This is a genomic window from Pseudomonas lalkuanensis (assembly GCF_008807375.1).
Lineage (GTDB): Bacteria > Pseudomonadota > Gammaproteobacteria > Pseudomonadales > Pseudomonadaceae > Metapseudomonas > Metapseudomonas lalkuanensis.
Map to the genome: position 1 here is coordinate 5,243,775 of NZ_CP043311.1, position 26,936 is coordinate 5,270,710.

The 26,936-nt window shown below is 67.4% G+C and carries 28 protein-coding genes; 5 read left to right on the forward strand and 23 right to left on the reverse strand.

Annotated elements, in window-relative coordinates:
* Positions 1-45: 45 nt before the first annotated feature.
* From FXN65_RS24220 to FXN65_RS24245, 6 genes are all read right to left on the reverse strand, one after another.
* Positions 46-876 carry an oxidoreductase gene (locus FXN65_RS24220; RefSeq protein ID WP_151137183.1) on the reverse strand — a complete coding sequence of 277 codons (831 nt, stop codon included), beginning with the start codon at positions 874-876 and terminating at the stop codon, positions 46-48.
* Positions 877-1,205: 329 nt separating this feature from the next.
* A complete protein-coding gene (locus tag FXN65_RS24225) occupies positions 1,206-1,529 on the reverse strand; it encodes a hypothetical protein (RefSeq protein WP_226282718.1) in 324 nt (107 codons plus the stop codon).
* Between the two features lie 251 nt (positions 1,530-1,780).
* Positions 1,781-1,936, reverse strand: a complete 156-nt coding sequence (locus tag FXN65_RS28060; RefSeq protein ID WP_178119390.1) for a hypothetical protein — start codon at positions 1,934-1,936, stop codon at positions 1,781-1,783.
* Between the two features lie 85 nt (positions 1,937-2,021).
* Positions 2,022-2,258, reverse strand: coding sequence for a DUF3203 family protein (locus FXN65_RS24230; protein WP_178119391.1), 237 nt, complete (start codon positions 2,256-2,258; stop codon positions 2,022-2,024).
* A gap of 840 nt (positions 2,259-3,098) precedes the next feature.
* Positions 3,099-4,496, reverse strand: coding sequence for a sigma-54-dependent transcriptional regulator (locus FXN65_RS24240; RefSeq protein ID WP_151137189.1), 1,398 nt, complete (start codon positions 4,494-4,496; stop codon positions 3,099-3,101).
* Positions 4,496-5,953 (reverse strand): sensor histidine kinase, encoded by a 1,458-nt coding sequence (locus tag FXN65_RS24245; RefSeq protein WP_151137192.1) that lies wholly within the window; start codon positions 5,951-5,953, stop codon positions 4,496-4,498. Before FXN65_RS24245 ends, FXN65_RS24240 begins: the two co-directional genes overlap by 1 nt.
* Positions 5,954-6,327: 374 nt before the next feature.
* Between FXN65_RS24245 and FXN65_RS24250 the strand changes: the two genes are divergently transcribed.
* Genes FXN65_RS24250 through FXN65_RS24270 form a run of 5 tightly spaced genes read left to right on the forward strand, consistent with a single transcriptional unit; the run spans position 6,328 to position 12,213 of the window.
* Positions 6,328-7,689, forward strand: coding sequence for a hypothetical protein (locus tag FXN65_RS24250; RefSeq protein WP_151137194.1), 1,362 nt, complete (start codon positions 6,328-6,330; stop codon positions 7,687-7,689).
* Between the two features lie 39 nt (positions 7,690-7,728).
* Positions 7,729-9,957: an Ig-like domain-containing protein gene (locus FXN65_RS24255; protein ID WP_151137196.1), complete on the forward strand. Its 2,229-nt coding sequence runs from the start codon at positions 7,729-7,731 to the stop codon at positions 9,955-9,957.
* Between the two features lie 10 nt (positions 9,958-9,967).
* Positions 9,968-10,438 carry a curlin gene (locus tag FXN65_RS24260; protein ID WP_151137198.1) on the forward strand — a complete coding sequence of 157 codons (471 nt, stop codon included), beginning with the start codon at positions 9,968-9,970 and terminating at the stop codon, positions 10,436-10,438.
* Positions 10,439-10,493: 55 nt separating this feature from the next.
* Positions 10,494-11,870 carry a curlin gene (locus FXN65_RS24265; RefSeq protein ID WP_151137200.1) on the forward strand — a complete coding sequence of 459 codons (1,377 nt, stop codon included), beginning with the start codon at positions 10,494-10,496 and terminating at the stop codon, positions 11,868-11,870.
* Between the two features lie 46 nt (positions 11,871-11,916).
* Entirely contained in the window at positions 11,917-12,213 is a 297-nt protein-coding gene (locus tag FXN65_RS24270; RefSeq protein ID WP_151137202.1) for a hypothetical protein, read from the forward strand.
* A 144-nt stretch (positions 12,214-12,357) separates the two neighbouring features.
* Here the strand turns inward: FXN65_RS24270 and FXN65_RS24275 are convergent, their stop codons facing one another.
* The 17 genes from FXN65_RS24275 to FXN65_RS24355 form a co-directional block, all read right to left on the reverse strand.
* A complete protein-coding gene (locus FXN65_RS24275; protein ID WP_151137204.1) occupies positions 12,358-13,203 on the reverse strand; it encodes a CsgG/HfaB family protein in 846 nt (281 codons plus the stop codon).
* Between the two features lie 27 nt (positions 13,204-13,230).
* On the reverse strand, positions 13,231-13,635 hold the full coding sequence (locus FXN65_RS24280; protein ID WP_151137206.1) for a curli assembly protein CsgF: 405 nt from the start codon (positions 13,633-13,635) through the stop codon (positions 13,231-13,233).
* Entirely contained in the window at positions 13,632-14,024 is a 393-nt protein-coding gene (gene csgE / locus FXN65_RS24285) for a curli production assembly/transport protein CsgE (RefSeq protein WP_151137208.1), read from the reverse strand. The genes FXN65_RS24280 and csgE overlap by 4 nt, the downstream gene beginning before the upstream one ends.
* Positions 14,021-14,509 carry a type II secretion system protein gene (locus tag FXN65_RS24290; protein ID WP_151137210.1) on the reverse strand — a complete coding sequence of 163 codons (489 nt, stop codon included), beginning with the start codon at positions 14,507-14,509 and terminating at the stop codon, positions 14,021-14,023. The genes csgE and FXN65_RS24290 overlap by 4 nt, the downstream gene beginning before the upstream one ends.
* The gene (locus FXN65_RS24295) at positions 14,496-14,870 is read right to left on the reverse strand and encodes a type II secretion system protein (protein WP_151137212.1); all 375 of its coding nucleotides are present in this window, start codon (positions 14,868-14,870) and stop codon (positions 14,496-14,498) included. Before FXN65_RS24295 ends, FXN65_RS24290 begins: the two co-directional genes overlap by 14 nt.
* 2 nt (positions 14,871-14,872) lie before the next feature.
* The gene (locus FXN65_RS24300) at positions 14,873-15,343 is read right to left on the reverse strand and encodes a type II secretion system protein (RefSeq protein WP_151137214.1); all 471 of its coding nucleotides are present in this window, start codon (positions 15,341-15,343) and stop codon (positions 14,873-14,875) included.
* Between the two features lie 3 nt (positions 15,344-15,346).
* On the reverse strand, positions 15,347-17,167 hold the full coding sequence (locus FXN65_RS24305; RefSeq protein ID WP_151137216.1) for a type II secretion system protein GspD: 1,821 nt from the start codon (positions 17,165-17,167) through the stop codon (positions 15,347-15,349).
* Entirely contained in the window at positions 17,164-17,661 is a 498-nt protein-coding gene (locus tag FXN65_RS24310; protein ID WP_151137218.1) for a secretion system X translation initiation factor, read from the reverse strand. The genes FXN65_RS24305 and FXN65_RS24310 overlap by 4 nt, the downstream gene beginning before the upstream one ends.
* A gap of 2 nt (positions 17,662-17,663) precedes the next feature.
* The gene (locus FXN65_RS24315; protein ID WP_151137220.1) at positions 17,664-18,215 is read right to left on the reverse strand and encodes a GspMb/PilO family protein; all 552 of its coding nucleotides are present in this window, start codon (positions 18,213-18,215) and stop codon (positions 17,664-17,666) included.
* Complete coding sequence (locus FXN65_RS24320) at positions 18,202-18,747, reverse strand: pilus assembly protein (protein WP_151137222.1); 546 nt, start codon at positions 18,745-18,747, stop codon at positions 18,202-18,204. The genes FXN65_RS24315 and FXN65_RS24320 overlap by 14 nt, the downstream gene beginning before the upstream one ends.
* Position 18,748: 1 nt before the next feature.
* A complete protein-coding gene (locus FXN65_RS24325) occupies positions 18,749-19,540 on the reverse strand; it encodes a hypothetical protein (protein ID WP_151137224.1) in 792 nt (263 codons plus the stop codon).
* Complete coding sequence (locus FXN65_RS24330; RefSeq protein ID WP_151137226.1) at positions 19,521-21,209, reverse strand: GspE/PulE family protein; 1,689 nt, start codon at positions 21,207-21,209, stop codon at positions 19,521-19,523. Before FXN65_RS24330 ends, FXN65_RS24325 begins: the two co-directional genes overlap by 20 nt.
* Before the next feature lie 301 nt (positions 21,210-21,510).
* Complete coding sequence (locus FXN65_RS24335) at positions 21,511-22,146, reverse strand: SurA N-terminal domain-containing protein (protein WP_151137228.1); 636 nt, start codon at positions 22,144-22,146, stop codon at positions 21,511-21,513.
* Positions 22,147-22,159: 13 nt separating this feature from the next.
* The gene (locus FXN65_RS24340) at positions 22,160-23,719 is read right to left on the reverse strand and encodes an ABC transporter substrate-binding protein (RefSeq protein WP_151137230.1); all 1,560 of its coding nucleotides are present in this window, start codon (positions 23,717-23,719) and stop codon (positions 22,160-22,162) included.
* Positions 23,720-23,730: 11 nt separating this feature from the next.
* Positions 23,731-24,360: an SCO family protein gene (locus FXN65_RS24345; RefSeq protein ID WP_151137232.1), complete on the reverse strand. Its 630-nt coding sequence runs from the start codon at positions 24,358-24,360 to the stop codon at positions 23,731-23,733.
* Complete coding sequence (locus tag FXN65_RS24350) at positions 24,357-24,992, reverse strand: SCO family protein (RefSeq protein WP_151138939.1); 636 nt, start codon at positions 24,990-24,992, stop codon at positions 24,357-24,359. The genes FXN65_RS24345 and FXN65_RS24350 overlap by 4 nt, the downstream gene beginning before the upstream one ends.
* A 58-nt stretch (positions 24,993-25,050) precedes the next feature.
* Positions 25,051-26,916 (reverse strand): YncE family protein, encoded by a 1,866-nt coding sequence (locus FXN65_RS24355; RefSeq protein ID WP_151138941.1) that lies wholly within the window; start codon positions 26,914-26,916, stop codon positions 25,051-25,053.
* Positions 26,917-26,936 lie beyond the last annotated feature (20 nt).

Sequence of the window (26,936 nt, forward strand, 5' to 3'; positions counted from 1 at the left end):
CGAAGAATCTCCAGGGGCTTCGTCTTTCTTGCGGAATGGCGCGTATCAGGCCTCGATGTCAGTGGACAGGGACAGCGCTTTCCAGGCCGCCACTTCGCCTTCCACCAGACAGTGCTTGTCGGCGATTCGCTGCACCGCGTCACTGCCCAGGGCGAGGCGCTGCGGCGGGTTGGTGGCGTTCACCAGCGTCAGGATGGCACCGGCGAACTTGCTCGGATCACCCGGCTGGGCATGGTTGGCGCCCTCGGCGAAGCGGCGCATGGCGCCCACGGTTTCGTCGTAGTCCGCCAGCTCCAGGGCGGTCTTCACCAGGGATTGCTCATCGAGGAAATCGGTGCGGAAGAAGCCTGGCTCCACCACCGTGACCTTCACGCCCAGCGGCGCCAGTTCCTGGTGCAGCGCTTCGCTGATGCCTTCCACGGCGAACTTGGTGGAGCCGTACACACCCCAGCCGTAGTAGGACTGGTAGCCGCCCAGGGAGGAGATGTTGATGACATGGCCGGAACGCTGGCGACGCATGTGCGGCAGCACGGCGCGGGTGACGTTGAGCAGGCCGAAGACGTTGGTCGCATAGATGCGCTCCACTTCCTGCGCGCTGGTTTCCTCCACGGCACCGAGAATGCCGTAGCCGGCGTTGTTGAGCAGCACATCGATGCGGCCGAAGCGCTTGATGCCCTCGGCCACCGCCTCATGGGCCTCGCTTTCGCGGGTCACGTCCAGGCGCACGGCCAGCAGGTTGGGATGGTCGCCCAGGCGGGCAACGACGTCTTCCGGCTTGCGGGCGGTAGCGATTACCGCATCACCGGCCGCCAGGGCCTGTGCTGCGATGAGGGCGCCGAAACCACGGGAAGCTCCAGTGATGAACCAGGTACGCATAGCAACTCTCCTGTGTGGGAGCCCGCACCGCGCGGGCTTTCTGTTCGAGTTGCGCTCACTGTATGGCTGGAAGACTCTTGTGATAATCCCAAGAAAATCGCATGAGCCTGTGACCTGAATTCAGCAATCTTTCAAGGCGGTACTCCGCCCCCTACCCGATCGGCCTCATCCTGCTGGTGCGTGGGGTGGATGACGCTTTTTAGCCACCACCACAGTGCGGGGCTGGACGCCAATGGTGGAAATGAAGGGCGATTTCCACCCTACGGGACCGCTGCGCGGCCCTTGGCAAATCAATTCGCCCCGACAGAATCAGCGGCTCAGCACGAGAATCAGGTACGGAAGACGCCCGGCCCGGATTTCGGGGCCCGCGCGGTATCGCCCAGTTCGGCGGCGGAACGGTTGATGGCGTCCACGGCCTGGCGAGCGTGCTCGAAGGCATCGCGCATGCCACCCAGGCGGCCGGACATGTCGGCCACGGCGTGCTGGATTTCCCCGCTGCCGGCCAGGGCCCGCGAACGCTCCGCCGCATTGCCCATGCGCCGGGCGATCTGGCGGATGGCCAGGTCGATCACGCTGTGGGCATCGGCCAGCACGCTCTGCGTCTGGCCGGCCAGCTTGCGCACCGCGTCGGCGTACTCGCCCAGGTTGCTCAACTGCGCCAGGTACCCGCCGTCCTTGTCCTGGTCTGCAGACTGACATTGCGCAGCAGCATGAAGGGAATTCCGTTCGAGGTATGGGTACAGCCGCGGTTCTCGGCGGCTTCCCTCTTGTGTCGGGAATCCCGGAGAGAACATCAGGGTGGGCGGCCTGCTCCTGGCCGGGAGAAATGGGTGACGTCCATGTCGCTTGATTTCATTCTGCCATCAGATGTTTCGACAACGCCACATCTAAAAGTCGTTCTCGTTCACCCCCGGTGGGAATGCCGGAAGGCTTCCGCGTCATCCAGGGTGGTGTCGAACTGCGGATCGTCGGGGTCACGCTCCAGTTCCAGGTCGATGCAATCGGGGTCGATCAGCCAGCGCGGGAAGTCGTCCTGGACTGTCGCCTCTTGACCGGACACGCCGCTTCTTCTCTCACTACTCATGCTGCACCTCATGAAAAGGCCAGGGCTCATGAATATTGGAGCGGCGCCCGCGTCGCTTCGTTCAGCCTTTCGTCCCACAGTTGCCGGGCGGCTGTTTGCGCGCGTCCCTGGCGCCGACGCCGATCAGCATCCGCGCCTGGGCGTCGCTGATCACGGCGTCGCCATCCACGCAGTGGATCACCGGTGCGTCGAGGGCTTCGTCGGTGCCGACGACCACCTGGTGGATGGGCAACTCAACCAGGTGGCTGTTGAGCAGCAGGCTGCACAGGCCACGGTCCAGGTCGATGCTCACGATCATGACGGCTGCCTCGCATTGATGGATGCATATCCCGGTAGAAGCGCAGGAACGGGCAAAGTTCAGCGGCATTGATTGCGTAGGGAGGACGGCGCCTTTCTCGTCTACCAGATGGAGTCTGGCTGGAACGCGCTGGTGGATGAAAAGAGCGTCATCCACCCTAGGTGCTGGCCTGCCACAACTCTCACCCCCAGCCCCTCTCCCAAAGGTAGGGGGGTGACTCGCGACGGCGAGGGAAAAATCATCCTGACGCCCACACGGGCCTGAAACCGGGCAGATTGGGTGGGGCAGCGACTCCGCCCCTTCAGGAGGCCGAGCGAAATCGTTGCAAAACTCAGCGAAGCGAAGTAACAGCCGAAGGCTGGCCCGAATGGCGTGCGCAGCGAGTCATGGGGACGAGCGGCATGGATGCCGCGAGAGGCGTGTGGGGCCATGGATGGCCCCTCTCGCCGTGCCCCCGGCGCAACGATGGAGGGGGCACCCCGGCGAAGCCGAGGCCGGATGCCGGGGCAGGCGTTCTGGTTCCTTTTTGTGGGCGGCATTCCGACGTTTGCAAAAGGGACTCGCCCGGCAAGGAGAAACCAGAAACATCCGCAGAACTCGGTAAGCAGCTTGGCTCGACGCTTTCCCGCCACACACCCACAAAAGCAAAGACGCCAGCCCTTGGCGGGGCTGGCGCCTGGAACAAGAAATCGGGGCCGGTGTGAGGGCACCGAACCCCGGTGGACGATGCAGCGATGCGAGCAGGATCGCAGCCCGGCCACAAGGATCTCCACCTCCCATACAGGCGAGAGGGAGTGCTAGGGAACTCTGGCGCCGATGGGCACCTTGCCTGGTGGCGGATCAGTGGCGGCGATCCGGCCTCACCAGGCCCAGTTTTTCGATTCGATAGCGCAGCATGTCCCGCGTCAGGCCCAACAGGCGGGCGGACTTGGTGACGTTCCAGTCGGTCTTGTCGAGCATCCTGACGACCATGTCCCGCTCGGCCTCAGGCTCGGCGCCCTGGCCATTGCCGTGGGTGCGGTAGTGGCCGGCAGGCTCGTCCACCAGGGTCGGGCAGATGTGCAGCTGCGCCGCGGTCACCAGTTGCCCCTGGGCCAGCAGCACGGTCTGCTCCAGCATGTTGCGCAATTCGCGCACGTTCCCCGGCCAGCTGTAGCTCTGCAGCAGGTGCTCGGCCTCGGCGCAGAACTGCAGCCCCGGCTTGCCGTAGCGCTTGCCGTGCTGTTTGAGGAAATGCCGGGCCAGCAGCAGGATGTCATCGCCGCGCGCATACAGCCGTGGTACGCGGATGGAGATGATGCGCAGGCGGAAGAACAGATCCCGGCGGAATTTGCCCTGCTGCACCATCTGTTCGAGGTTGCAGTTGGTGGCGCTGATGATGCGCAGGTTGACCTTGCGCTCCTTCACCGAGCCGATGCGGCGAATGGTGCGGTCCTCCAGCAGCTTGAGCAGCTTGGCCTGGAGCACCAGGTCCATCTCGCCCACTTCGTCGAGGAACAGGGTGCCGCCGTCGGCGGCCTCCACCAGGCCCAGGCGGCGATCCTTGGCATCGGTGAAGGCGCCCTTCTCGTGGCCGAAGAGCTCGGCCTCCAGCAGGTGCGCGGGAATCGAGGCGCAGTTGAACTCGACGAAGGGCCCCTTGCCCCGCGCGCCGTCGAAGTGCAGGGCGCGGGCGATCAGTTCCTTGCCGGTGCCGGTCTCGCCTTCGATCAGTACCGCCGGCAGCTCGGCTTCGGCCATGCGGCTCTCGGCATCCAGCAGCCGACGCACCATGGATTTGACTTCCAGCATCGCCGGCGAATCGCCGATCAGCGCCGCCAGCCCGGCGTCCTGCGCCGCGCGGCTGTGGTAGAAGTCCAGCTTGTGTTCCAGGCGCTGTGCCTCCAGGGCCTTTTCCAGCAGCATCTTGAGCTCGGCCAGGGCCACCGGCTTGGTCAGGTAGTGGAAGGCTCCGGCCTTCATCGCCTGCACCGCGTCTTCGATGTTGCCGTAGCCGGTCATCATGATCGGCTTGATCTGCGGCGCGCGGGCGCTCACTTCGCGGATCAGCTCATGGCCACTCATGCCCGGCAGGGAATTGTCGGTGAGCAGCACATCGGGCAGCTGGTCCTGCAACAGCTCCAGCGCCTCTTCGGCCGAATGGCACACCAGGGCCTCGAAGTTCTTGCGCTCGAGGTAGGTCTGGATATTCCCGGCCAGCAGCTCGTCGTCTTCGACAATCAATACGCTGTGTTCCATTACCTGCGCCCCCCGGCGACCTTGAAGTTCAGGCAGATGCGCGTGCCTTCCCGCTCGCGGCTGGTCAGGCTGACCTTGCCGCCGAAGCGCTCCATGATCCGCTTGACCATCACCAGCCCGACACCGAGGCCGCCCTGCTTGGTGGTGTAGTAGGGCTTGAAGGCCATGGTTTCCTGCTTGCGCGTCATGCCCTGGCCGGTATCGGTGATGGCCAGCAGCAGGCGCTTGCCGGAGCTGTCGGGCTTGACCTCGATGCGCAGCAGGCCGCCGTTGGGCATGGCTTCGATGGCGTTGGCGAACAGGCTGTTGAGCACCTGCGCCAGCAGCACCCGGTGGCTGACCACCGCCGGCGCCGCCTCGGCGTGGAACTCCACCCGCACGCCGGAGTGACGGATCTGCTGATCGAAACCGTGCAGTGCCTCGCTGATCACCGCCACCGGCTCCACCACCTCGACGTCGCCGGACAGCGGCCGCGCCGAGATCAGCAGCTCGCGCACCCACTTCGACATGCGGTCCACCTGGCTGATGATGTCGGCGATGTTCTTCTGCACCGGCGGCGCCACCAGTTCCTGGGCGAGCTCGGCGCTGGAGCGGATCGACGCCAGCGGATTGCGCAGGCTGTGGGCCACGGCGGAAGACATCTCGCCGAGGGCGACGAAGGTCTCGTTGGCGATCAGCTGGCTCTGCTGCTGGGCCAGCAGCCCCTGGGCGCGCCGCACGATCCAGAACAGGCCGAAGTAGATCAGCCCGCCACCGATGGCAGTGGCCAGCCAGATCAGCACGAAGCCGCGCTGGATGCGCTGCACCAGGTCGCGGGGTTCCTTGTAGATTTCCACCACCGACGCCACATTGCCCTGCTCGTCCAGCAGCGGGATGTAGTTCTCGATGAACAGGGTGCGCGGGGCGCGGAGGAATTTCTGCTCGCTGCGCCCGCCGGTGACCTCGTCGTAGCTGGTGGCCACCTGCTGCGGCGAAGAGAACGCCAGCTCCAGGTCGTCGTTGCCGCTCATGTCCCTCCCCACCAGCGCCGGGTTGGTGGACCAGACGATCACCCGGTCGGCGCCGTAGATATTGGCCAGCAGGGCATCGGGCAGCATCGCGATGTGATCGAGGAATTCATTGCGCGCCCGCTGCCGCGCTTCCAGCATGCTCTGCGGGTGGTGGCCGTCCTGGCGGGCGTCCAGCAACTCGCCCATGGTCATGCTCGGCGGCAGCGCCACGTGGCGGATTTCAGCCGAAGCGATGGACTGGATGAACTGTGAGCTGAGCATCGCATCGCGCTCGATGCTCTCGGTCACTACGAAGCGCGTGGAGATGATCCCAAGGCCGATGGCCACGCTGGCGATCACCACCAGGCTGACCAGCGAGAACCAGCGCAACAGGTTGAACTGCGGCGGCGGGGAATCGCCGGTCTTGCCGATCGCGTACCTATCCCGGATCACCGACAGAGCGCTCATGGAAACCTTCCTATGCGTTGCGTGATGGGTTCGTCCCGTCGTGCCAACCGGGCGGCCTTGGACGCTTGGAGCGGTGCATAAACCAGACCTGTTTTGCCCAGGCACCTCGAAAGCCCTCTAGCATGCGGATTCCCCGGTTTTCCCCGGGTTTTTCCCCACTCCCCCACCACCCCCAGATTCACCCAGTTCTGGGGGGACTCCCCCACCTCGACGGCAGCGTCGGCGACCTTTTTCGCCACGAGTGGAAGCCCTGAACGGCGCGGCCTGGCGAGGCGATTTCGCAACACTGGCACGCTCGTTGCGGAGGGCCGGGCAGCCAGCCTGTGGCACAGCGAATCCGCAGCAAGGCGCCCACATTGCAAGAGGGAAAGCTCATGCAACGCACACTCTCCAAGGCCACCACCTCGATCCTCCTCATCGTCGCGGCGGACCAGGCGCCCGCAGCCCTGTACGCCGTGGATCCCGGCCCCTACAACCCCGACATCGGTTCCTTCGCCGCCTGGTACCAGGACACCCACGGCCGCACCCTTGACCTCTGTCTGTCGAAGACGGTCAGTTCACGGGTAGCCGGCGCTCCAGGTGCTCCCAGCTACATGTGCTCGCTGTTGCCGGAGCCGGGTGTCTACGACGACACGCAAGCGTTGGTGTTCCCCACCAACTTCCCGCCGGAAGCCTTCTGGTTCACCGCCGACGCCGCCATCGCCGATGCAGCCAGTGGCATCGACCTGTCGTACGGGGCCGCCATCGAAGCGGCCTTTGCCGTTGAAGAACCCGCGGAAGGCGATCAGATCAGCTTCGCGCGCATCCGTATCCGGGTGGATGTCCCCGCCATCGGCACCTACACCGTCACCCACCCCTATGGCGTGGAAGTCTTCGAAGTCACTGCCGCCGAGTTCGGCGCCGACGGTGGCCGCGCCATCAACATGACCCGCGACATCGGCATTGGTGCGCCGAAGACCTATGACGGCGCCCTGGGTGGCGACATCGGCCCGTTCCTGCGCAGCGTCAATGGCCCCTACATCGAGGTGAACCCGGAAACCAGCGCAACCGAACGCTTCATCGGCGACCCGAACATCAACGAGCCGGTCACCGGCAGCCCGTTCAACACCAACTACGTGCGCATCCAGGGCCCCGCTGGCATCGACCTGCGCACCAACCTGTTCGCCATCTCCGGCAAGCTCTCCGACGTGCAGCGCCCGACCCCGGTCATCGTCCAGCGCTCGACCTACTCGCGCGGCACCGGTGAAGCCGGTTCCAGCGCCCAGCAGGACGTCTTCGTGATGGCGCCGCCACCACCCGGTACGGCCCGCTATGACGACGCTGCGGGAGCCGCCGTGGCCATGACCGAGGCCAACGCCACCGGCAACTGGTACGGCCAGTCCACGGGCAATCCTTCGACCCCGGCCAGCGTCACCATCCATGCCGACAACAGCATCGCCATCCCGGAAAACACGCCGACCGCTGTGAGCGCACCGCTGGTGGATCTGGTTCGGATCCAGCGCGCCGAGTACAGCCTGAACTCCGGCCAACTGACCGTGGTGGCCAGCAGCAGCGACGAGACCAATCCGCCCACGCTCACCGCCACGGCCAGCAGCGGCGCGAGCATCGGCTCGCTCACCGGCGACGGCGCGACCAGGACCCTGGTCACCGGCGTCACCCCCACCCCACCGGCAACGGTCACCGTCACCTCGGGCAGCGGCGGCAGTGATACCGAAGAAGTGGTCATTCTTCCCTAAGCGAACCCGGAGCCGAGCGCTCAAGCGCCAGGAGGCAACATGAACAAGTGGCCCTGCCTGCTTCTCACAACCCTGGGTCTCGCCATCGAAGGTACTGACATGGCGGAGGCCGCCCTCGAGGCGGTCCACCCAGGCCCTTACACCGCATCTACCGGTTACTTTCCGCAGTGGTATCAGGACGGCGACGGCCTGAGCCTGGAACTCTGCCAATCCAGGGCGCTCAGCCCCACCGGCGGCTACATGTGCACCCTGCTGCCGGAACCAGGCCAGTTCGATGACCTGCAGCCGATGGTCTTCCCCAACAACTGGCCCGGCGAGCTGTTCTGGTACATGGCCGAGGCCAGCATCCCGGCCAACGCCGCCGGCTACGGACTGGAGGTCTACACCGCCGCCGTCGAAGCCGCCTTCGCCCTGGAAGTGCCCCGTGTCGGTGACCAGCAGAGCTTCGCGCGCATCCGTATCCGCGCCAACATCCCCGTGCCGGGAACCTACGTCGTCACCCACCCTTACGGCAGGGAGACCTTCACCGTGACCCCGGCCCAGGCCGCCGACGACGGAGGCCGTCGCGCCATCAACATGACCCGCGACATCGGCATCGGTGCGCCGGGTATCTTCACCGGTGCGCTCAACGGCGACGTCGGCCCCTTCCTGAAAGGCCCCGGCTATCCCTATCCGGGAACCAACCCGGAAACAGGGGAAGCTGAACAATTCATCGGCGACCCCAACGTTCCCTCGACAGTGACGGGCAGCCCCTTCGACACCAACTACGTCGAGATCAGCGGCCCGGCGGGGACCATCCGCACCGAGTTGTTCTCGGTCTCCGGCAAGGTTTTCGATTCCCGTGCCGCCACCCCGGTGGAAATCGAACGGGCCAGCTACCGGCGCACCAGCCAGGGCACACGCCTGGAAGTGTTCGCCAACGGTCCGGCCAACGCCGAGTTCTGCTACCGGGAAACCCTGGAGCTGGTGACAGGGGGCACCAAGCCAGCCTGCCTCGCAGACATGGACAACGACGGCAGCGGCTACTTCTTCGCGCACAACCCGTCGCCGTCCGTACTGCCGCCGTTCGTGGTGGTCACCGGCACCGACCCGGCCAACGTCACCAAACCGACCTCGGTTTCCCGGGAAGTCACGGACGTGGTGAAGGTCAGCACCGCTCGCTTCAACTGGGCCGATCACTCGCTGACCATCGAAGCCAGTTCCAGCGATGAGACGCAGATTCCCGACCTCGCGGCCCAGGGCTTCGGCCGCATGACCAAGGCGGGTGTCCTGCAGACTCTGCGGGTGACCGACCTGTCCCAGCCGCCAGCCGCAGTCACGGTGAAGTCCGCCGCAGGCGGTGCCGATACCGAGCCGGTGGTCGTGGTCGGCAGTGCGCCGGCGGAAGTGCCCAACCAGCCGCCCGTGGCGGTGAACGACAGTATCAGCACCGGCTTCGGCGTACCGGTGACCATCAATGTGCTGGCCAACGACAGTGATGCCGACGGCGACGTCCCACTCAGCATCACCGGCCTGGACCAGCCCGCCCCCGGCCTCGGCAGCGTGGCCTTGAACGGCAGCACCAGCGTGGTCTACACACCGCCGCCGGTGGTCAACAGCCCGCTGGTCGCGACCTTCACCTACCGCGCAATGGACGTGCGCGGCCAGGCCTCGCTGCCGGCCACCGTCAGCGTCAGCGTCAGCCCGAACCAGCCGCCGGTGGCCATCGCCGACACCGGTACGACCCTCAACGTACCGCTGACCCTGAACGTGCTGGCCAACGACAGCGATCCGGAAGGCAACGTGCCGCTCACCGTGGTCAACCTCACCCAGCCGGCCACGGGCCAGGGCACGGCAAGCACCAACGGCACCAGCGTCACCTACACGCCGCCGGCCACCGTCACCGCTGCCTTCGCCGCCACCTTCACCTACCAGGCCCGGGACGCCTTCGGCGCCCTCTCCGCCCCGGTCACGGTGACCGTGCAGGTGACGCCGCCCCCGGCTGCCGCGGAGAACTTCGCCGTCACCACCAGCGAGTTCACCCTGCGCTCCAACAACCGGGTGACCTGGAGCCTGGACGGGACCAGCTCGGTAACCGTCGGCAACAGCGTGCGGGTCCAGGTGACCACCACCACCGGCCTGGTGGACCTGGGCAGCGTAGCGGTGCCGCTCAGCGGACGCTGGCGGATGGCGGTCACCACCACCAACCTGGTCCCGACCGCCGCCCCGACAGCCACCCTCACCACCTCCACGGGCACGGTGCGCACCGTAGCCCTGACACCCCGCTAGGAGCCTGGCCATGAACACCGCCACCGTGCTGCGCCTCGCCACCCTGTTCGCCCTCGGGCTGGGCAGCGGCGCGCTGCCGGCGGCGGACCTGATGGAGAACTTCGACCTGGCCGGCGGCAACGCCGACCTCGCCAGCCCGCAAGGCGCCCCCCTGGATCAACAGGCCCTGGTGCGCCAACTGGGCGAGGCGAACGTCGCGCTGCTGACGCAGTACGGCCAATCGCTGCTGGGGCAGATCATCCAGAACGGCAGCGACCAGGAGGCCTACATCCTCCAGGAGGGCGTGCAGAACCTGGCGTCCATCTCCCAGCAGGGCACAGGGAACCAGGCCTACATCTCCCAGAGCGGCGCCAACAACCGGGCCGGAATCGACCAGGTCGGCGCCAACAACAGCGCAACCATCGTGCAGTCCGGGGAAGGACTGAACGGCAGCATCACCCAGTACGGAAACGGCCTGAGCGTGCAGGTGATCCAGCACTGACGGCGCACTCACGACCCGAATGACTCGCAGGGAGCCATCCCCAGGAGGCAATACCATGTTCCAGTACAAACCGCTTGCCGCTGCAATCCTGGCCCTGGTCAGTATCCAGGCCTTGGCTGACGACAGCCTCTCGAACCAGACCCAGAACGGCTTCGAGAACGTCGCCGAAGTCCAGCAGGACGCCGCCCCGAGCGCTGCAACCCAGGACCAGACCGGGGAGGGCAACAACGCATACGCCGACCAGTCGAACGGCAGCGGTACCCTGACCCAGGCCCAGAACGGCCTGTTCAACGCTTCCACCGGCGTGCAGAGCACCGAGGCCGGAAGCCACATCACCCATACCCAGGCGGGCGAGTGGAACGGTGCCCATAGCGAGCAGTGGTTCAACAACAACAGCCACGCCACGGTGACCCAGGACGGCGACTACAACTCCGCCTTCAGCTTCCAGGACAGCCAGATCGCCAGCCATGTCGAGATCAACCAGGGCGACTCGGAGAACATCGCCAACGCCGAACAGATCGCCGGCACGGACAACCGGACCACGATCGACCAGAGCGGCATCGCCAACGAGTCAGGTACCTGGCAGATCGACCAGACCGGCAGCCGCATCGGCATCCAGCAGGGCGGCGAGCTGAACACTGCCTATGTCGACCAGAGCCAGGGCAACAGCAACCAGGTGGACGTGTTCCAGACCGGCGAAAGCGGCTACCTCGAGGTCTGGCAGACCGAGCAGGAAAACAGCCAGGTCAGCATCGACCAGGGCGGCGGCGCGCTCAACGAACTGGTGGTCGACCAGAGCTTCGGCTCCGGGAACCTGGCCGCAATGATCCAGAGCGGCGACACCAACGCCGCCTGGGCCGACCAGTACGAGTCCATCGATTCCACCACCACCGTCACCCAGGGCGGCAGCGGCAACCTCGCCCTGACCTACCAGGAAGGCGACCGCCTGGGCCTGACCGTCAGCCAGACCGGCAACGACAACAACGTCTACGCCAGCAACTGGCAGGGCGCCCAGGAAGGCGGCCAGTTCGGCGCTGACCAGGCCGTGGTGCTGAGCCAGGACGGCAATCGCAACACCGCCAACTTCACCCAGGAAGGCAACTTCAACGAGCTGTACTTCGACCAGGTGGGCGACGACAACACCCTGGCGGTCAGCCAGCGCGACAGCAACAACCTGGCCGAGGGCTCCAGCGACGGCACCGGCAACAGCGTCGAGGTCGACCAGTCCGGCAGCGAAAACCTCAGCCAGACCTTCCAGAGCGCCGGCGGCGGCAACCTGGCCAGCATCACCCAGACCGACATGAACAACCTCTCCGTCGTCAGCCAGGCGGGCTGGGACAACCAGGCCACCGTCACCCAGAGCAACTTCAACATGACCGCCAACGTCGACCAGACCGGCACCGGCAACACCGCCATCGTCGTCCAGCAGTAACGCCCCTCCGCCGCCGCCCTTCATGGGCGGCGGCCTTTTTTTCCCCATGCTCCTCGCCGCCCTGCTGGCCAGCGCCAGCCTCCAGTTGCAGCCCCAGGCGCCCGGCCAGGCCAGCGTGAGTCTGTGCTTCGAACCGGCAAGCTCCGCCATCCGCTATGAACTTCTGGTCACCACGCAGGGCCCCGCAGGCAGCAGCCAGTCGCGCCAGAAAGGCGCAGCCGAGCGCAACTGCCCGGTGCGCAACACCCTCAGGCTGGCGCCGGGTACGCGGCTGGAAGCGCGGCTGAGATGGTGGGTGGAGGGGGTGGAGCAGGTGGCTGTGGTGAGGGCGATTGGTTTGTGAATCGTCTTGCGATGGGGCCGCACCTTGTGGGGGCGAATTCATTCGCCACGCAGAACGCAGTTCTGCCTCCCTGGCACCTCGGCCCGGCTGGGCACAACGCCCTGCGGGAGCGAATTCATTCGCGAAGCAGGGCGCAGCCCTGCCCTACTCGATCGACGCCTGCGCGCCCAGGTATTTCTTCAGCGAGGTCTGTTCCAGCGGCTGGTCGCCGGCGGCCTGCCACAGGTGGCGTTCCACGCCCTGGGCGATCAGGTGGGCCACGGCGGATTCGATGGCCGAGAGCACGCAGAGCTGCGCCGGCTCGTTGGTGGTGTAGCCGGCTTCGGCCTCCAGCAGTTCCTTGAACTCGATGAACTTGAACACGCTGGCGCTCTGCCCCACCGAGTAGATGGTCTTGGAGGTCATCACGTTGGCCAGGACCATGCCGCTGCGCACATCCACCGCGCGCAGGTTCACCGAGACCTGGTCCACGCGGTACTCGTGGGAGGCGCCGATGCCCAGGTAGCGGGCACCTTCGCCGCCGCTGCGGACGTTGGTGTCGTAGGCGATGATGCCGCCTTCCAGCAGCAGGTTGGCCGCCTGCAGTGGCGGCAGCTGGCTCTGGATGTTCGCCGGGGTGTTGGGCTTGTTCTGCGAGGCGCGGATGATCTTGCGTTCGGTCAGCACGTTCTGCAGGCCTTCGCGCTCCAGCACCATGAACCAGCCGCTGGCCTGCAGCGCGTCCACCAGCATGCTGGCGGCGCCCTGGGTAACGCTGGTGGAGAAGGAACTGGCCGGGGTCGGCTTGTACTGGCCGGTCTGGTCGCGGAACCCGTAAACCGCCGCCACCAGGCGCCCCTTGGGCCGGGGCAGGTTGAGCAGGTCGTAGTAGGTCGAGGCTCGCGGGGTCAGGGTCGGGATCTGGTCCTTGGTATCCGCCGGCATCGGCTGGCGCAGACCGCAGCCTTGCAGGGTGGCGAGCAGCAGGACCAGCATCAGCACTCTGTTCATGGTCGTGGCTTCCTGTCGATGCCTGGATTAGGGGAGCAGGCCGTTGACGACGACTTCCGAGACTTCGCCGGTGGCGCGATCGGTGATCTGGATGGTCAGTTCACCACCGTCGTCGATCATGTTGATGATGAAGGAGTCGGTGGTGAGGCTGCCGGTGTTGCCGTCCTCGATATTGGTCAGCAACTGCGACAGCAGGCGCGACTCCAGCGAGCTGGTGAAGCGCTGGAGGGCGGACTGCCGGCTGGCGGCGGACGAGCTGGAATCCGGGTCGTCGTGATCGTTCTGCGCCTGGGCGTTGTTCAGCAGCCAGGTGCCGTTCAGCGGGTTGCCGCCGAAGGCGGGGTTGACCGGGGTGTACACCAGTTCGGTGGCCTGGACCGATCCGACCAGGCCGAACCCGAGCAGCCACAGGGCAAGTCTGTTCTTGTTCATAGCTCGTCCCTCTCCATGTCGTGCGTGTCTTGCAGGAGGCGCTGCAGCTTCTGCTGGGCGATGGCCTCCAGCACCAGGTCGGCCGCCGCGTAGGCGGTGGGTTTGAGTTCCGCGGTGTTCGGCGGGAGAAACTGGCGGTAGAGCACGCGCTGCTCGTACTCCACCCAGATCAGGCTGCCCCAGCGGGCATCGGGGCGTTCGCGCACCACCAGGTTGAAATCCAGCTTGCTGGTGTCGCGCAGGCGCTCGCTGAAGGAGCGGTAGAAGTCGTGGCCGATGTGGGAAATCGTGTAGTCGATGACGAAGCCCATGATCTCGTCGTCTTCGGCGCGTGCCGTACCCAGCGCGCAGCACAGCACGAGCGCGGCCAGCCAGGGTGCGCGGCTCATGGCGTCCCCCCTTTCGGCGTGCCTTCCATGAAGGCCTTCTCGGCGACGAAGCGCCACTCGGCATAGCTGCCCATGCCCTCGAACTCCACCCACTGCGCGGGGAAGTGCGCCTGCTTCAGCGGCCTCTGGTGGGACTGGCTGTAGACGCCGGCGATGCGCCCGTCGAAGGAGTGGATCAGGCCCCAGTCGAGGCTGCCTGTCACGGGGTCGGGATAGAGCCGGCGCAGGTGGCGCATGGCCTGGGGAAAGCGGTTGTCTTCCAGCAGATCCTCCAGGGCGGCGGGGTACTGGGACACGCCGTTCGACGCCCGGTAGTAGCTGCGCAGGGCCTGCGCATACTGGCTGCCGACCCAGAGCAGGTCGCGCTCGCGGGCACGCTGGCTGGCGGTGGACCAGAGCTGCCCCGCACCGGCCAGCGCCATCCCCATCAGCATGACGAGCAAGAGCACGCCGAGGTAGGTGAAACCCTGCTCACCAGTCCGCATAGAGGCTCCCGTCCCGCGCGCGCCCGGGGGCGCCGCTCTTGACGTCGTAGACGCTGCCCGGCGCGCCGTCCGGTGGCGGCAGTGCCACCCACAGGTCAGTGCGCTCGGTCATCGGGTCCAGCGGCAGGGCACGCAGGTAGCGCTGGGCAACCAGCTCCTCGATCGAATCCGGATAGCGCCCGGTGTCGCCGTAGAACTGGTCCAGGGCCTCGCGCATGACGGAAAGGCTCTGGCGCAGGGTGGTCTCCCTGGAGTTCTCCAGGCTGGAGAAATAGCGCGGCACGGCGATGGTCATCAGCGTGGCGATGATGGCCATGACCACCAGCAGTTCGATGAGGGTGAAACCCTTCTGCCGAACCATCTTCACCACTCCCGATACGCTGTGCCGTTGAGGCCGTCGCCCTTGGCCAGGGAATAGACGTCGAACACGTCCACGCCGGGGCGCGGGTCGTCCGCCGGGCTGGTATAGGCACGCAGGCCCCAGCTTTGCGCCGGCTCCTGGCGTGCATCGGCGAAGGGGTCGCGGGGGATGCGGCGCAGGAAGTAGATGCGCTCGCCCTTGATGCTGCGCAGGTCGCGCACGCCATCCACCAGCACCTGCAGCGACGGCGGGTAGCCGGAGCTGGCGGCGGACTTCTCGATATGCCCGGCGTCGGCTGCCAGCTTGTAGGCGTCGATGGCGTCGCGGATTTCGTAGAGGGCGACCTTGAGTTCCTGCTCCTTGCCCCGGCGGATCACCGTCTCGGCCAGCGGCGCGGCCATGCTGGCGAGCAGGCCGAGGATGGCCATGGCAATCACCAGTTCGATCAGCGAGAAAGCGGCCTGGCGTTGCATGGTTCAGGGCCTCCCGCTGGCGGGGGTGGGCGTGACCACCACGGCCGCTGCGTCGGGCAGTTCCACGCCGAGGGCCTCCACCGGGCCACGCACGGTCGGCACGCGCATGCTGCTCTCGGTGCCGGACGGGAACTCCATGTCGTAGGGGCTCTGGTACGGCAGGTTGCGCACGATGCGTGGGGTGATCGACAGCACCAGCTCCGACTTGGCGACCTGGTCGTTGTTGCTGCCGAACAGCCGGCCCACGCCGGGGATGTCGCCGAGGCCGGGAATCTTGTTGCCGCTGTTGGCCTGGTCGTTGCGCACCAGGCCGGCCAGCACCTGGGTCTCGCCGTCACGCAGGCGCAGGGTGGTCTGGGCGTTTCGGGTATCCACCTGGACCGGGATGGTGCCCTGCTGGGTCGGCGGCAGCGAGGTGGCGTTGCTCACCTCCAGGGCGATCTTGATGGCCACCTCGTTGTTCAGGTGCACCGTGGGCTGCACCTCCAGCTTCAGGCCGACGTCGAGGTAGGTGATGCTCTCGGTGATCACCGGCCCCTGGGTGGACGGCACGGCGGTGGCGCTGACGATGGGCACCCGCTGGCCGATGTGGATGCGCGCCTGTTCGCGGTTGCTGACCCGCAGCACCGGGCTGGCCAGGGTGTTCACGTCGTTGTCCTGGGCGTTGATCTTCAGTTGCGGCGACGGCGAGATGCTGATGCGGCCCGAATCGATGCCCTTGAGCTGGTCGAGGATGGTCACCGGCGAGCCATCATCGTTGATCACGCCGAAGGTGTTGGGCCATTGCAGGCCGAGGTCGACGATGCGCTTGCGCGACACCTCCATCACTTCCACTTCCAGCACCACCTCGGGGTTGGACTGGTCCTGGGCCTGGAACAGCTTCTCGGCCATGCGCACCGCGTCGGGCGTGTCGCGCATGGTCAGGGTGTTGAGGCGTTCGTCGATGAACACGTCGCGGGTTTTCAGCAGCGTCTTGACCAGGTTCATCGCCGTCGCCGCATCGGTGTTGGTGAGGTAGAAGGTACGCATCACCAGGTCCTGGTAATCCTTCAGCTTCTGCGGCGAGTCCGGGTAGACGACGATGGTGTTGTCGTTCACCACCCGCTGGTGCAGCTGGTTCTGCTGCAGCAGCAGTTCCACCGCATCCTCGATGGGCACCTCGCGGACGAAGATGGTGGCCTTGAGGTCCGGACGCACATCCTTGTCGAAGATGAAGTTCAGCCCCGAGGTCTGCGCCAGCACTTCGAAGATCACCTTCAGGTTGGCATCGCGGAATTCCAGGGTGACCGGACGATCCAGGCGCGAACGCAGCTGCGGATAGGGCGCGACGGAGCGTGCCTGGACCACCTCGATGCTGCGCTGCAGCTCGCGGGCGCCCTCGTGTTCCGGGTCCAGGGCGAGGATGCCGCGCACCTGGCGCCCGGCCCCCACCACATCGCCCCGGCGCAGGTCGGTCTGGCCCTGGCGCAGCATGTCCTGGATGTTGCGCTGCTGCTCGATCACGTGCAGGCCGTCGAGCGCCCGCTGGTTGTGCTTCTCGATGCGCAGCACCCGTTCGTAGTTCAGCCGCGCGGTGGCGAAATCGCGCTGGGTGCGGGCCAGGTCGCCATCGCTCAGCAGCGCCTTCACTGCGCGGGCGCGCTGGGTGGTCACGGCCATCTGCGCGCCGACGTCGTTGGGCGACTCGCGGGCTTCCTGCTCCAGCCGGGCCAGGCCCTCTTCGAACTGGCCGGCGTCGATCAGGTCCAGCCCTTCGCGCTGGGCCAGGTTGGTGGTGCAGCCGCAGAGCAGCACCAGGGCCAGGTGATACGCCAGGCGTTTCATAGCGCACTCCCCACGTCCAGGGACTGGGCAACGTCCAGCGGCAGATAGACCAGGGTCATGCGCTCGGCGTCGATGCGCTGGACCTTGTAGGTCTTGTCGATCAGGTCGCCTTCGCGCACCACCAGCACCTGCTCGCCGCGCAGCAGGAAGACCTGCAGGTGCTGGCGATCATCCAGCTTGCCGATGAACTTGAACGGCAGCGGCGGCGCCGTGGGCTTCGGCGGCGGGGGTGGCGGCGCGGAGGCCATCGCCGTGGGCGGCGGAGGTGCCACGTACCAGCTCTGCACGGCGAACAGGTCGGCCGCCGGTACCAGGACTTCCGCCACCGCCGGCGCGACCGCAGCGGAGACCGGCGCGGCGGCCTCGGGCAAGGCCGCCAGCCGTTGCGGGCGCGGCATGGCCATGGGTTCGGCCTGCTCGCCGAAGAACTCAGGAAGCGCCGCCAGCACGGCGGCCGAGCCGAGGAAAGCCAACCAGAACAGACGGCGTGCCATGGTCACCTCGCCAGATACAGGGTCATGCGGATACGCCCTTCGAGTGCCGAATCGGCGATCTGCTTGCGTTGCAGTTCCACCTCTTCCAGGGCCAGGGCCGGCAATTGCGTCTGCAGGCCATGGAGGAAGCGGCGCAGTTGCGGATAGCTGCCGCGCACCGGCAGCAGTACCTGGTAGCGCGCCAAGCGGGTCTTGGGGTCGAGCCCGAGGGCGTATTCGCCACGGGCCAGGGAAATGCCCTCCTCGCCGGCCAGCGCGTAGATGCGGTCGATGGCGCCGGTGGCGTCCAGTTGTGCCGGCAGGTTGCGGCGGAAATCCTCCAGCTGCGCCGACGACGCGCCGCTGGCTGGCCGGCTGGCAGCCGGAGTGGCAGCCGCCGCGAGTTGTCCGCGATCCGCCACCAGCTGGCGCTCCAGGCTGGCCAGGGCCTGGCGCGCCGGCAGCAGACCCAGCACGGCGTAGCCCAGGGCTGCGAGCAGCAGCGCGCCACCGACCAGGCCCGGCCAGCCGAGACGGAGGGTCTGCTCGATGAGGATCAGCCTAGGGACGCGCATCCTTCACCCCCCAGCTCGCCAGCAGGTTGAATCGGATGGGCCGCTCGGCCTGCTCGGCGACCATTTCATGGTTGAGCAGCGAGACGTCGCTCAGGGCGTCGCTGGCTTCCAGTTCACGGTGGAAGGCCAGCATGGCCGGCAGGTCGCGTGCTTCGGCGGCGATGCGCAACTGGCCCTTGCGGGCATCCGGGGCCAGGGACAGCAGGGCGATGTCCTTGCGCGGCTGGGCTTCGAGCATGGCGAACAGGCCGTCCCAGGGCAGGTTCATCTGTGCGGTGATGCGGCGCATCTCCGCCACGCCGGCAGCACGGGCCTTCTCCTCGCTGGCGGACATGGGCGCCTGGCGCAGGCCGCGCTTTTGCAGTTGCTGCTCGACGCGCTCCAGTTCGGCGCTGCGGGCTTCGTGCTCGTCGCAGGTGTGCAGGTGAAGGCCGAGCATGAAGGCCGCCATCAGCATCCCGCCGCCCAGGAGAATCCAGCCGGGGACGGTGGAGAGGGTCTTGCGCTGGAAGTCGAGATCGATCGGGCGCATGTCAGTCCACCGTCATGGCCATGGCGAAGAGTGGGTCGCTGTCGGCAGCGGCCGGCAGTCCAAGTTCCAGGCGGGCGATACCGTCGGGGATCGATCCGGCACGGCCGGGGGCGTGCAGGAAGCAATTGACCGGCCGGTCCTGCTCCAGGCTGTGGCGCTCGCCTTCGCGGGCGATCAGGTCATTCAGCGCGGCGTCACTGTCATCCAGGGCCACCGAGCGCACCGCCGCCCAGCGGCCGCCACGGGCCAGCAGCAGGCTGCCGCGGTCGGGCTCGGCCACCAGGAAGAGAAAGTCGTCCAGCGCCAGGGCGGCGCGGTGGCGGTTGAACGCCGCCATCAGGTAAGGCTGCACCGAAGCGAGCCGCAGGCCGCTGGCCTTGGCCAGGCTGCGCAACCGCGCCAGCAGCTCCTCCGGCATGGCGGCGGCCAGGCGCGGATGGCCAGCGGCTTCGGGCGACAATTTCAGGCTCCAGCTGTCGCCGAGGGCGCCGTAGATGTCCTCGAAGCACAGGCGCGCGTATCCGGCGAGTTCCTCGGGGCTGTTGATGGCCTCGCTCCAGGGCACCAGGCAGAAGCGCGTGTAGTGGCTGGACAGCACCACCCGCAGCGCCGCGCGGCCAGGTTCGCGTCCTGCCAGCAGGGATTCCAGCGCTGCCACGGCGCCCGGCCAGGCCAGGCCGCCGATGGAGTCAAAGCCGGCGTGGCCGAGCCGGCGCTGGTCGCGGCTGCGGTACAGGCCCACGCTGTGGGGGCCGAGCACGGCGGTGTAAGCCTCAGGCCACAAAGGTGACACGGTTGATCTCCTCCAGCGTGGTGCGGCCTTCGCGGACCAGGCCCAGGGCCGAGGTGCGCAGCAGGCGTAGTCCGCGCTTCACCGCCAGGTCCCGGATGCGGCTGATGGGCTGGCGCTCGATGATGAGTTGCCGCAGGTCGTCGTCCAGGCGCAGCAGCTCGGCAATGGCAGTGCGCCCGCGATAGCCGGTGCCCCGGCAGCGGCCACAGCCGGGGCAGCTGACGAAGCGGTACTGATGAGCGCTGGCCGGGTCGATGCCGGAGAGCAGCAGCTCTTCCTCGCCCGGCTGCACCGCCTCGGCGCAGCTCGGGCAGGCCAGGCGGATCAGGCGCTGGGCCAGCACGGCATTGAGGGCGGAGACGAAGCTGTAGGGGTCCACCTGCATCTGGGCGAAACGGCCGATCACGTCGAAGACGTTGTTGGCGTGGATGGTGGTGAACACCAGGTGGCCGGTGAGCGCCGACTGCACGGCGATCTGCGCGGTGTCGGGGTCGCGGATCTCGCCGACCATGATCTTGTCCGGGTCGTGGCGCAGGATGGAGCGCAGGCCACGGGCGAAGGTCAGGCCCTTCTTCTCGTTCACCGGGATCTGCAGCACGCCGGGGAGCTGGTACTCCACCGGGTCTTCGATGGTGATGATCTTGTCCACGCCGTGGTTGATCTCGGTGATCATCGCGTAGAGCGTGGTGGTCTTGCCGCTGCCGGTGGGGCCGGTGACCAGCACCATGCCGTAGGGCTCGGCGGCCAGCCGGCGCAGGCTGCGCAGGGTGCCGTCCTCGAAGCCCAGGGACTCCAGGCGCACGCCGTGGACCTGGTCGGCCAGGTCCTGCTTGTCGAGCACCCGCAGCACCGCGTCCTCGCCGAAGATGCTCGGCATGATGGAGACGCGGAAGTCGATCTGCCGGCCATTGATGCCGATCTTGAAGCGGCCGTCCTGGGGCACGCGCTTCTCGCCGATATCCAGCTCGGCCATCACCTTTACCCGCGAGATCACCTGCTCGGCCAGCTCCACGCCGGGCACCCGGCTGGAACCGCCGAGCACGCCGTCGATGCGGTACTTGATGGACAGGCCGTTGCCCGTCATGCCCAGGTGGATATCGCTGGCATGCAGCTTGAGGGCGTCGTAGAGGGTGGAGTTGACCAGCTTGACCACCACGCTGGCGTCTTCGCTGATGCGCGCCAGGGAGAGGCTTTCCAGGGCCTCGCTTTCCTGCACCGAACCGGCTTCGGCCTGCACGGATTCGACGGCGTGGAAGCCCTCTTCATGGCGTTCCAGGAAGGCCGCCAGCTCGCGCGGGTGGACCAGATGGAGCGGCGCGCCCTGGCGCTGCTCCTCGATCCAGGCCAGGCGAGCCTCGTCGAAGGGATCGGCGAATACGCCGAGGGTCTGCCCGTCCAGCTCCAGCAGGACGAACTCGCGCTTCAAGGCCAGCGCCAGGGAAATCCGCTCGAAACCGGGAGCGCCCCGGCTGAGGTCCTCGAAGGCCAGCACCGGGTAATGCAGGGTGCTGCCCAGGCGCCGGGCGAACAGGTCGGGCGGCAGGTCGGCCAACTCGTCCAGGGCATCCACCAGGCGATGGCCCAGCTCGGCCGAACGTTTGCGCGCAGCGCGCATCAGTTCGGTATCGAAGCGCTCCGCTACAGGCTGCGCGAGGAGTTGGCTGTCCATGGTCTTGCCTCCAGGTGCCGTGGCGCTCCGGCTTGCCGGAATCCGCCCTCGCCTGGACATACGCACGCATCGTGCCAGCCGTTTCTCGCCTTCGAAGGGTCTCTAAGTCGCTGATTTCAAACGGGGGTGGATTACCTGCCAGCGGGGTTTTCCCCAAAACCGGGGGAATGGTCGAAGCGGGCCAGCGGCTGTCCCCAGAAGTGGGGGATGGCTTTCGGGACGTTGCTATTCCTGTGGGAGCGATTTCAATCGCGATTGCGGTATGGGGCCGCTGCGCGGCCCTTGGTGAACGAATTCGCCCCTACAGGGCAATCAACACGTCCACCCTCCCCTTCGCGCGCAGATTTTCCAGCGCCTCTTCGCGCCCCTGGGCCATGCGCTGGGCGGTGAGGTACTGGCGCACCAGGGCCTTGGCGCGGATGGCATCCATAGTCGGGTCGAGTTGGGGCTTCAGGCTTTCGTAGGCCGCGTTCACCTCGCTCTCGCCGGGCGGGGCCACTTCGGCGAGTTCGTCCAGCACACGGCGGGCGGCCAGTTCGTGGCGCAGGTAGTCGCGGTAGCCGGCCTCGTCGAAACCGGCATCGGCCAGGGCACGGTCGAAGCCCTGGGTATCGGCGAAGGCAGCCTTCATCCCGGCCAGGCTGGCGCTGATCTCCGCATCCGACACGGTCACCCCGAGTCGCCCGGCTTCCTGCCACAGCAGCTCCTTGTCGATCAGCTGCTGCAACGCCTCGCGCTTGAGACGCTTGTAGACCACCGGGCTGCGGATGGCGCCCACCTGGCGGCCCTGGATCTTCAGGTAGTCGGCAAAATGCCGCTCCAGCCGGAAGTTGCTGATGTCGGTGCCGTTGACCCGCGCGGCGATGCCGGTTTCCCCGGCCAGCACCAGGGGCGTGAGCAGGCCGATGACCAGACCGAGCCATGGATTCCCGTTCATGCGCTGCCCTCCCCTAGAATCGCTTGTCCACCTTGATGAACCGGCCCAGGGGCCGAAAGCTCCGGTCGTGCAGGTCCACTGTGACGATGTAGGCGCCGGCCAGGCCCGTGCGCTGCCCCGGACCGAAACTCAGCGCCGGGGTCAGGCCGGTGCGGAAGCCGTGCAGGCCTTCCAGCGAGCTGACCAGCTTGTCGCGGCTGACCTCGCGTCCCGCCCGCTTGAGCCCCTCGCTGAGCAGTACCGTGGCGCAATAGGCACCGACCTGCAGCACCGCGTGCTGGCTGCCGAGCCCCTGGCTGCGCCGGATCGCCAGCAGGGCCGCCTCGCCCCCCGGGGTCCAGTCGGCGGGCATGAAGGGATAGGCGAGGAACAGCCGCCGGGAGAAGCTCGACGGAATGCGCAGCGCACTGCTGGCCACCTGGGACGAGGCGGCGAACAGGTAGGGCGACAGGTTCGCCGCCTGGAGCTGGTCGGCGAGCCGGGCGAAGGCTTCCGACTGGCCGAGGAAGAACACGCCCTGGGCACCCTTGGCGGCATGCCGCAGGACACTGTCGGTGTCGTTGGCGTCGTAGCCCAGCAGGCGTACCCGCGACCAGCCCTGGTCCATCAGGCGCAGCGCCAGGTCTTCGGCCAGCACCTGCTGGCGAACATCGCCGGGATAGGCCACCAGGGCTTCCGCCTGCTTCAGCCCCAGGTCGCTGCTGGCATAGCCGGCCAGGGCGAAGAGTTGCTCGCGCAGGCCCGGCAGGGCGTTGAATACCAGGGGGTTGGCGCTGGCTTCGTCGAACCGCGCCACGGGGCCCACCAGCGGTACTCCCGCCGTGCCGATCCGCTCGGAGAGTTCACCATCCAGCACCGGCACCATGGGCGCCAGCAAGGCGAAAACCCGGTCCTCGTCCAGCAACTGATCGAGCGCCCGCTCCGTCGCCTGCGGACTCGTGCCGGGGTCGCGCACCACCAGCTTCAGCTGCCGGCCGTGGATGCCACCGGCATCGTTCACCTGGGCCAGGGCGCCACGTAGCACCGCCGCCACCGTATGGCCTGGTTCCGCCAGCGGTCCACGGGTCGGCAGCAGGGTGCCGAGGCGCAGTTCGCCCTCCTCCACGCCGGGGTCGCGATCGTCTTCCAGCCGCTTGAGGTAGGCCGAGAGACTGGCCATGTCCCGCAGGGACATGACGAAGCGCGGCATGGCCGGATCGAGACGGTTACCGGCGGGGTCGACGCCTTCGCTCACGGCGCGGGCCAATGCGCCGTCATCGTAGGGACCGTGGCTGCGGCCATTGGCCTGCGTCTGGCCATAGGGCAAGGAGAGCCGCCGCCAGGTGATGTCCGGCGGACGCACACCACCCTCCGGCCGCCCTCGGCCATCGGCGCCGTGGCAGTTGGCGCAAGGCATCAGTGCCGCTGGAACCAGGGTGTCGGCGGCACCGACCCGCGCGCTGATCTCGCCATTGGCCGAGCCCACGCCTTCCAGGTAGATGCGCCGGCCAGCCGCCTCTTCGGGGCTCAGTTCCAGCGCCAGGGCTCCGCTCGCCTGGGCGAGGTACGCAGCCAGCAACAGGACCCGCCACATGGCCGCCACCTTCAGCGCCCGGCCACGGGCATGGCCATCAACTGCAGGCGCTGGGCGATGGCGTTCACCGGCGCGTCGGGGCGGATCCTGCTCCAGCGTTTGTTCGGCACATCGCCGGCGATCAGCAAGGTGGAATGGGCTTCGGGGCTTTCCCCCAACTGCCCCAGGCGCGCCAGCACCAGGTCCATCCCCGCCTTGTCGCCGGTGAGGAAGATCCAGTTGGGCGAATCCACCCCGTGCTTGGCAGCGAAGGCCTTGAGCACTTCCGGCGTGTCGTTCTCGGCGTCGCTGGACAGGGAGATGAAATAGACCTGCTTCGACAGGTCCTCGCCCATGGCCTTGCGCACGTCCTTGAGCTTGCGGGTGATCAGCGGGCAGGCGTCGTCGCAGTGGGTGAAGATCACGTTGAGCACCACCAGCCGGCCCTTGAGCACGTCGCTGTAGAAGCGCACCTCACGGCCGTTCTGGTCACGCAGCAGGGTATCGCTGAACCAGGTCTGCGCGTCCGTGGTGCCCCCCGCTTTCAGGGGTTGGGCCGCCGGCGCATTGGCCGGTGCGGCCGGTTGGCGTTCATGGCCTTCGTGGGCACTGGCGCCGCTGGCCATTGCCAGGGCCAGGGCGAGCGGGAGCAGGCGCTTCATGGGTGGGTCTCCTGGGCAAGGGCCTCGTGGCCGCTGTGTTCGCGGGCGGCACTGAGTTCGTCGACCCGCGCCATCAGCACGGCGGGATCGGTGAAGCCATAGAAGCGGGTCCACTGCCCGGTGCGGCCATCGCCCACCATGATCAGCGACGGATGGTCCTGGTAGTTCGCGGTCCAGGTGCCGAGGCCCTTGAGGGTGTCGGCCACCGCTTCGCCGCTGCCGGTCAGCCAGCGCCAGCCGGGACCGGCGTCGAAGCGCCCGGCGTACTCGTGAAGGCGCTCGGGGGTGTCGCGCAGCGGGTCGATGCTCAGCGAAATCAGTTGCACGTCGCCGCCAGCACGCTCGCCCAGCTGCTTCTGCAACTTCTGCAGGATCGCCGAGATCACCGGGCAGACCGTGGTGCAGCTGGTGTAGACGAAGCCCATGACGACGATGCGGTCACCCACCAGGTCGTCCTTCAGGCGCAGCTCGCGACCGTCCTGGTCCAGCAGCGGGACATCGGCGAAAGCCACCTGGGCCCCCGGCTGCGCGCTGGCGGGTCCCTGATGACCGGCATGGGGGTCGGCGGCCTGGGCGGCCAGGTGCGCGGCGTGCTCTTCCGAGCTGTGGTCCGCCAGTGCCGGCCCGGCCATCAGGCCCAGGACGAGCAGTGCGGCGATGCCTGATTTCAGGGGTTCCATGGCGTGCTCCTTACGGGCTGGTCCGCGCCTGGGCCGCAACGGCGCGCAGGCTGGCGTAGGGTTGCGAGCCGAAGCGCATGCCCAGGGAGGCTGAGCCCACGTGCAGGTAGTAGGCGCCGGCCTGGGACAGCTCGATCGGCGCTTCATAGACGCCCTCGCCCACTTCCACCGCCGCCACCTCACGGGGGCGCGAAGCCGGCGCCTGGAAGTAGCGCACGCGCAGATCGGCGACACCGGCCTTCGGCTGGTCGGCGCTGCCCTGGAGGATGCGGAAGCGCAACTGGGCGGTGGCGCCCGCGGTCACCTGCATCGGGTCGATGAGGAACTCCACCCGTGGCTTGCTGCGCTGGGCGGCCAGGGCCTGGTTGGGCTGGACCTCGGCGCTGAAGCAATGGGCGATCTTCGGCTGGTTGAGCATCACCGCCAGGTCGAACCTGCCCGGCGCCGGCAGCTTGACCCGGCTGCTGAACAGCCCCGGCTCCACCTCGCGCATGCTGCGGTCGATGACCCGTGCGGCGCGGGAGGCATGACCCCGGTTGAGGTAGCCGGTCATGGGGGCGTTCATGCCTTCCATGTAGAAGTAGGTGGTGTTGTCCACCGGGTTGACCACGAACACCGCGCCCTCGTCGCGGGCCTGGCTGAGGCTGTCGGCCAGCGGCAGGTCGCCGGCCAGCTTGGGCGCAGCCGGGCCGGCCTCGAAGGCCTGGACGATGAGCTGCATGCCTTTGCCGAGGGATTCCAGATTGATCATGCTCACCTTCGGCGATGCCAGGCCGCGCACATAGGCGTAGTTGCGGGTGAACACCAGTTGGTAGGGCTCGGCGGTAATTTCGGCGCGCTGGACGATCTCGTCGCTCCCGACATCCAGCACCAGTACCTCGTCATCCAGGCTGTTCAGCGCCAGTCCGAAACGGCCGTCCTGGGTGAAGCGCAGCGGTCCCAGGCCCCGGCCGGCCTCGATGACCTTGCGCACCTTGAGGCTGCGGGCGTCGATGACGGTGATGCTGCCCGCCTTGCCGTCGCTCACGTAGAGCGCGCCGGAGAGCGGTGAGACGGCCAGCGACAGCGGGCTCGGGCCGGTTTCGATGTCCTGCACCCTTTTCAGGCTGGCGGCATCCACCACCGTCACCCGGCCGGCCTCACGGCTGCTGACGAAGGCGTGGCGGGAGTCGGCGCTGAAGGCGATTTCGTGATGGCCGCCGCCGGTGGCGAAGGTCGCCACGGTCTTGCGGGTCTGGGTATCGATCACGGTGACGCCACCTTCTTCGCCACGCCGGGCATTGTTGCCGACCCACAGGTAGCGGCCGTCGGGCTGCAGCACCACGCGCACCGGCTCGGGTCCGGCGGGCAGGTTACCCAGCACCTTGAACTCGCTGGTGTCCACCACCGCCACCTCGCCGGCGCTGGGCATGGAGACGTAGAGCAGGCGGTCGTCGGCGCTGGCGGCCCAGTCCATCGGCGGACGCTTCAGCGCGATGCGGGTGAGGGTGCTGGTGATGCCGCCGACCGAGGTCACCGGGTCGATCACGGTGAGGGCGGAATCCTTGTTCATCACCACCAGGTAATAGCTGTTCAGGTCCACCAGCGGACGGGCACTGAGCACGCCCTTGAGGTAGGTGCCGATGCGTACCTTGCACTGGTCCGCCCGGCCCTCCGGCAGCGCCTGGTCGAGCCAGGCACCCGGCACCTGCCCGGGCAGGGGCTGCCCGCTGGTGGCATCGGTGATGCGCAGGCGGACGTCGGCGAACATCCCCTCAGTGAGCACACCGTCGCTGCCCAGTGGCCGGGCCTCGAACTCGATGGCCACGCCGTCGCGCACCAGACGGTTGGGCGAGTCAGCGGACTTGTCGGCGGCGTTGGCCGCTGCGGCCAGCATGGCGATCGACAACAGACTGG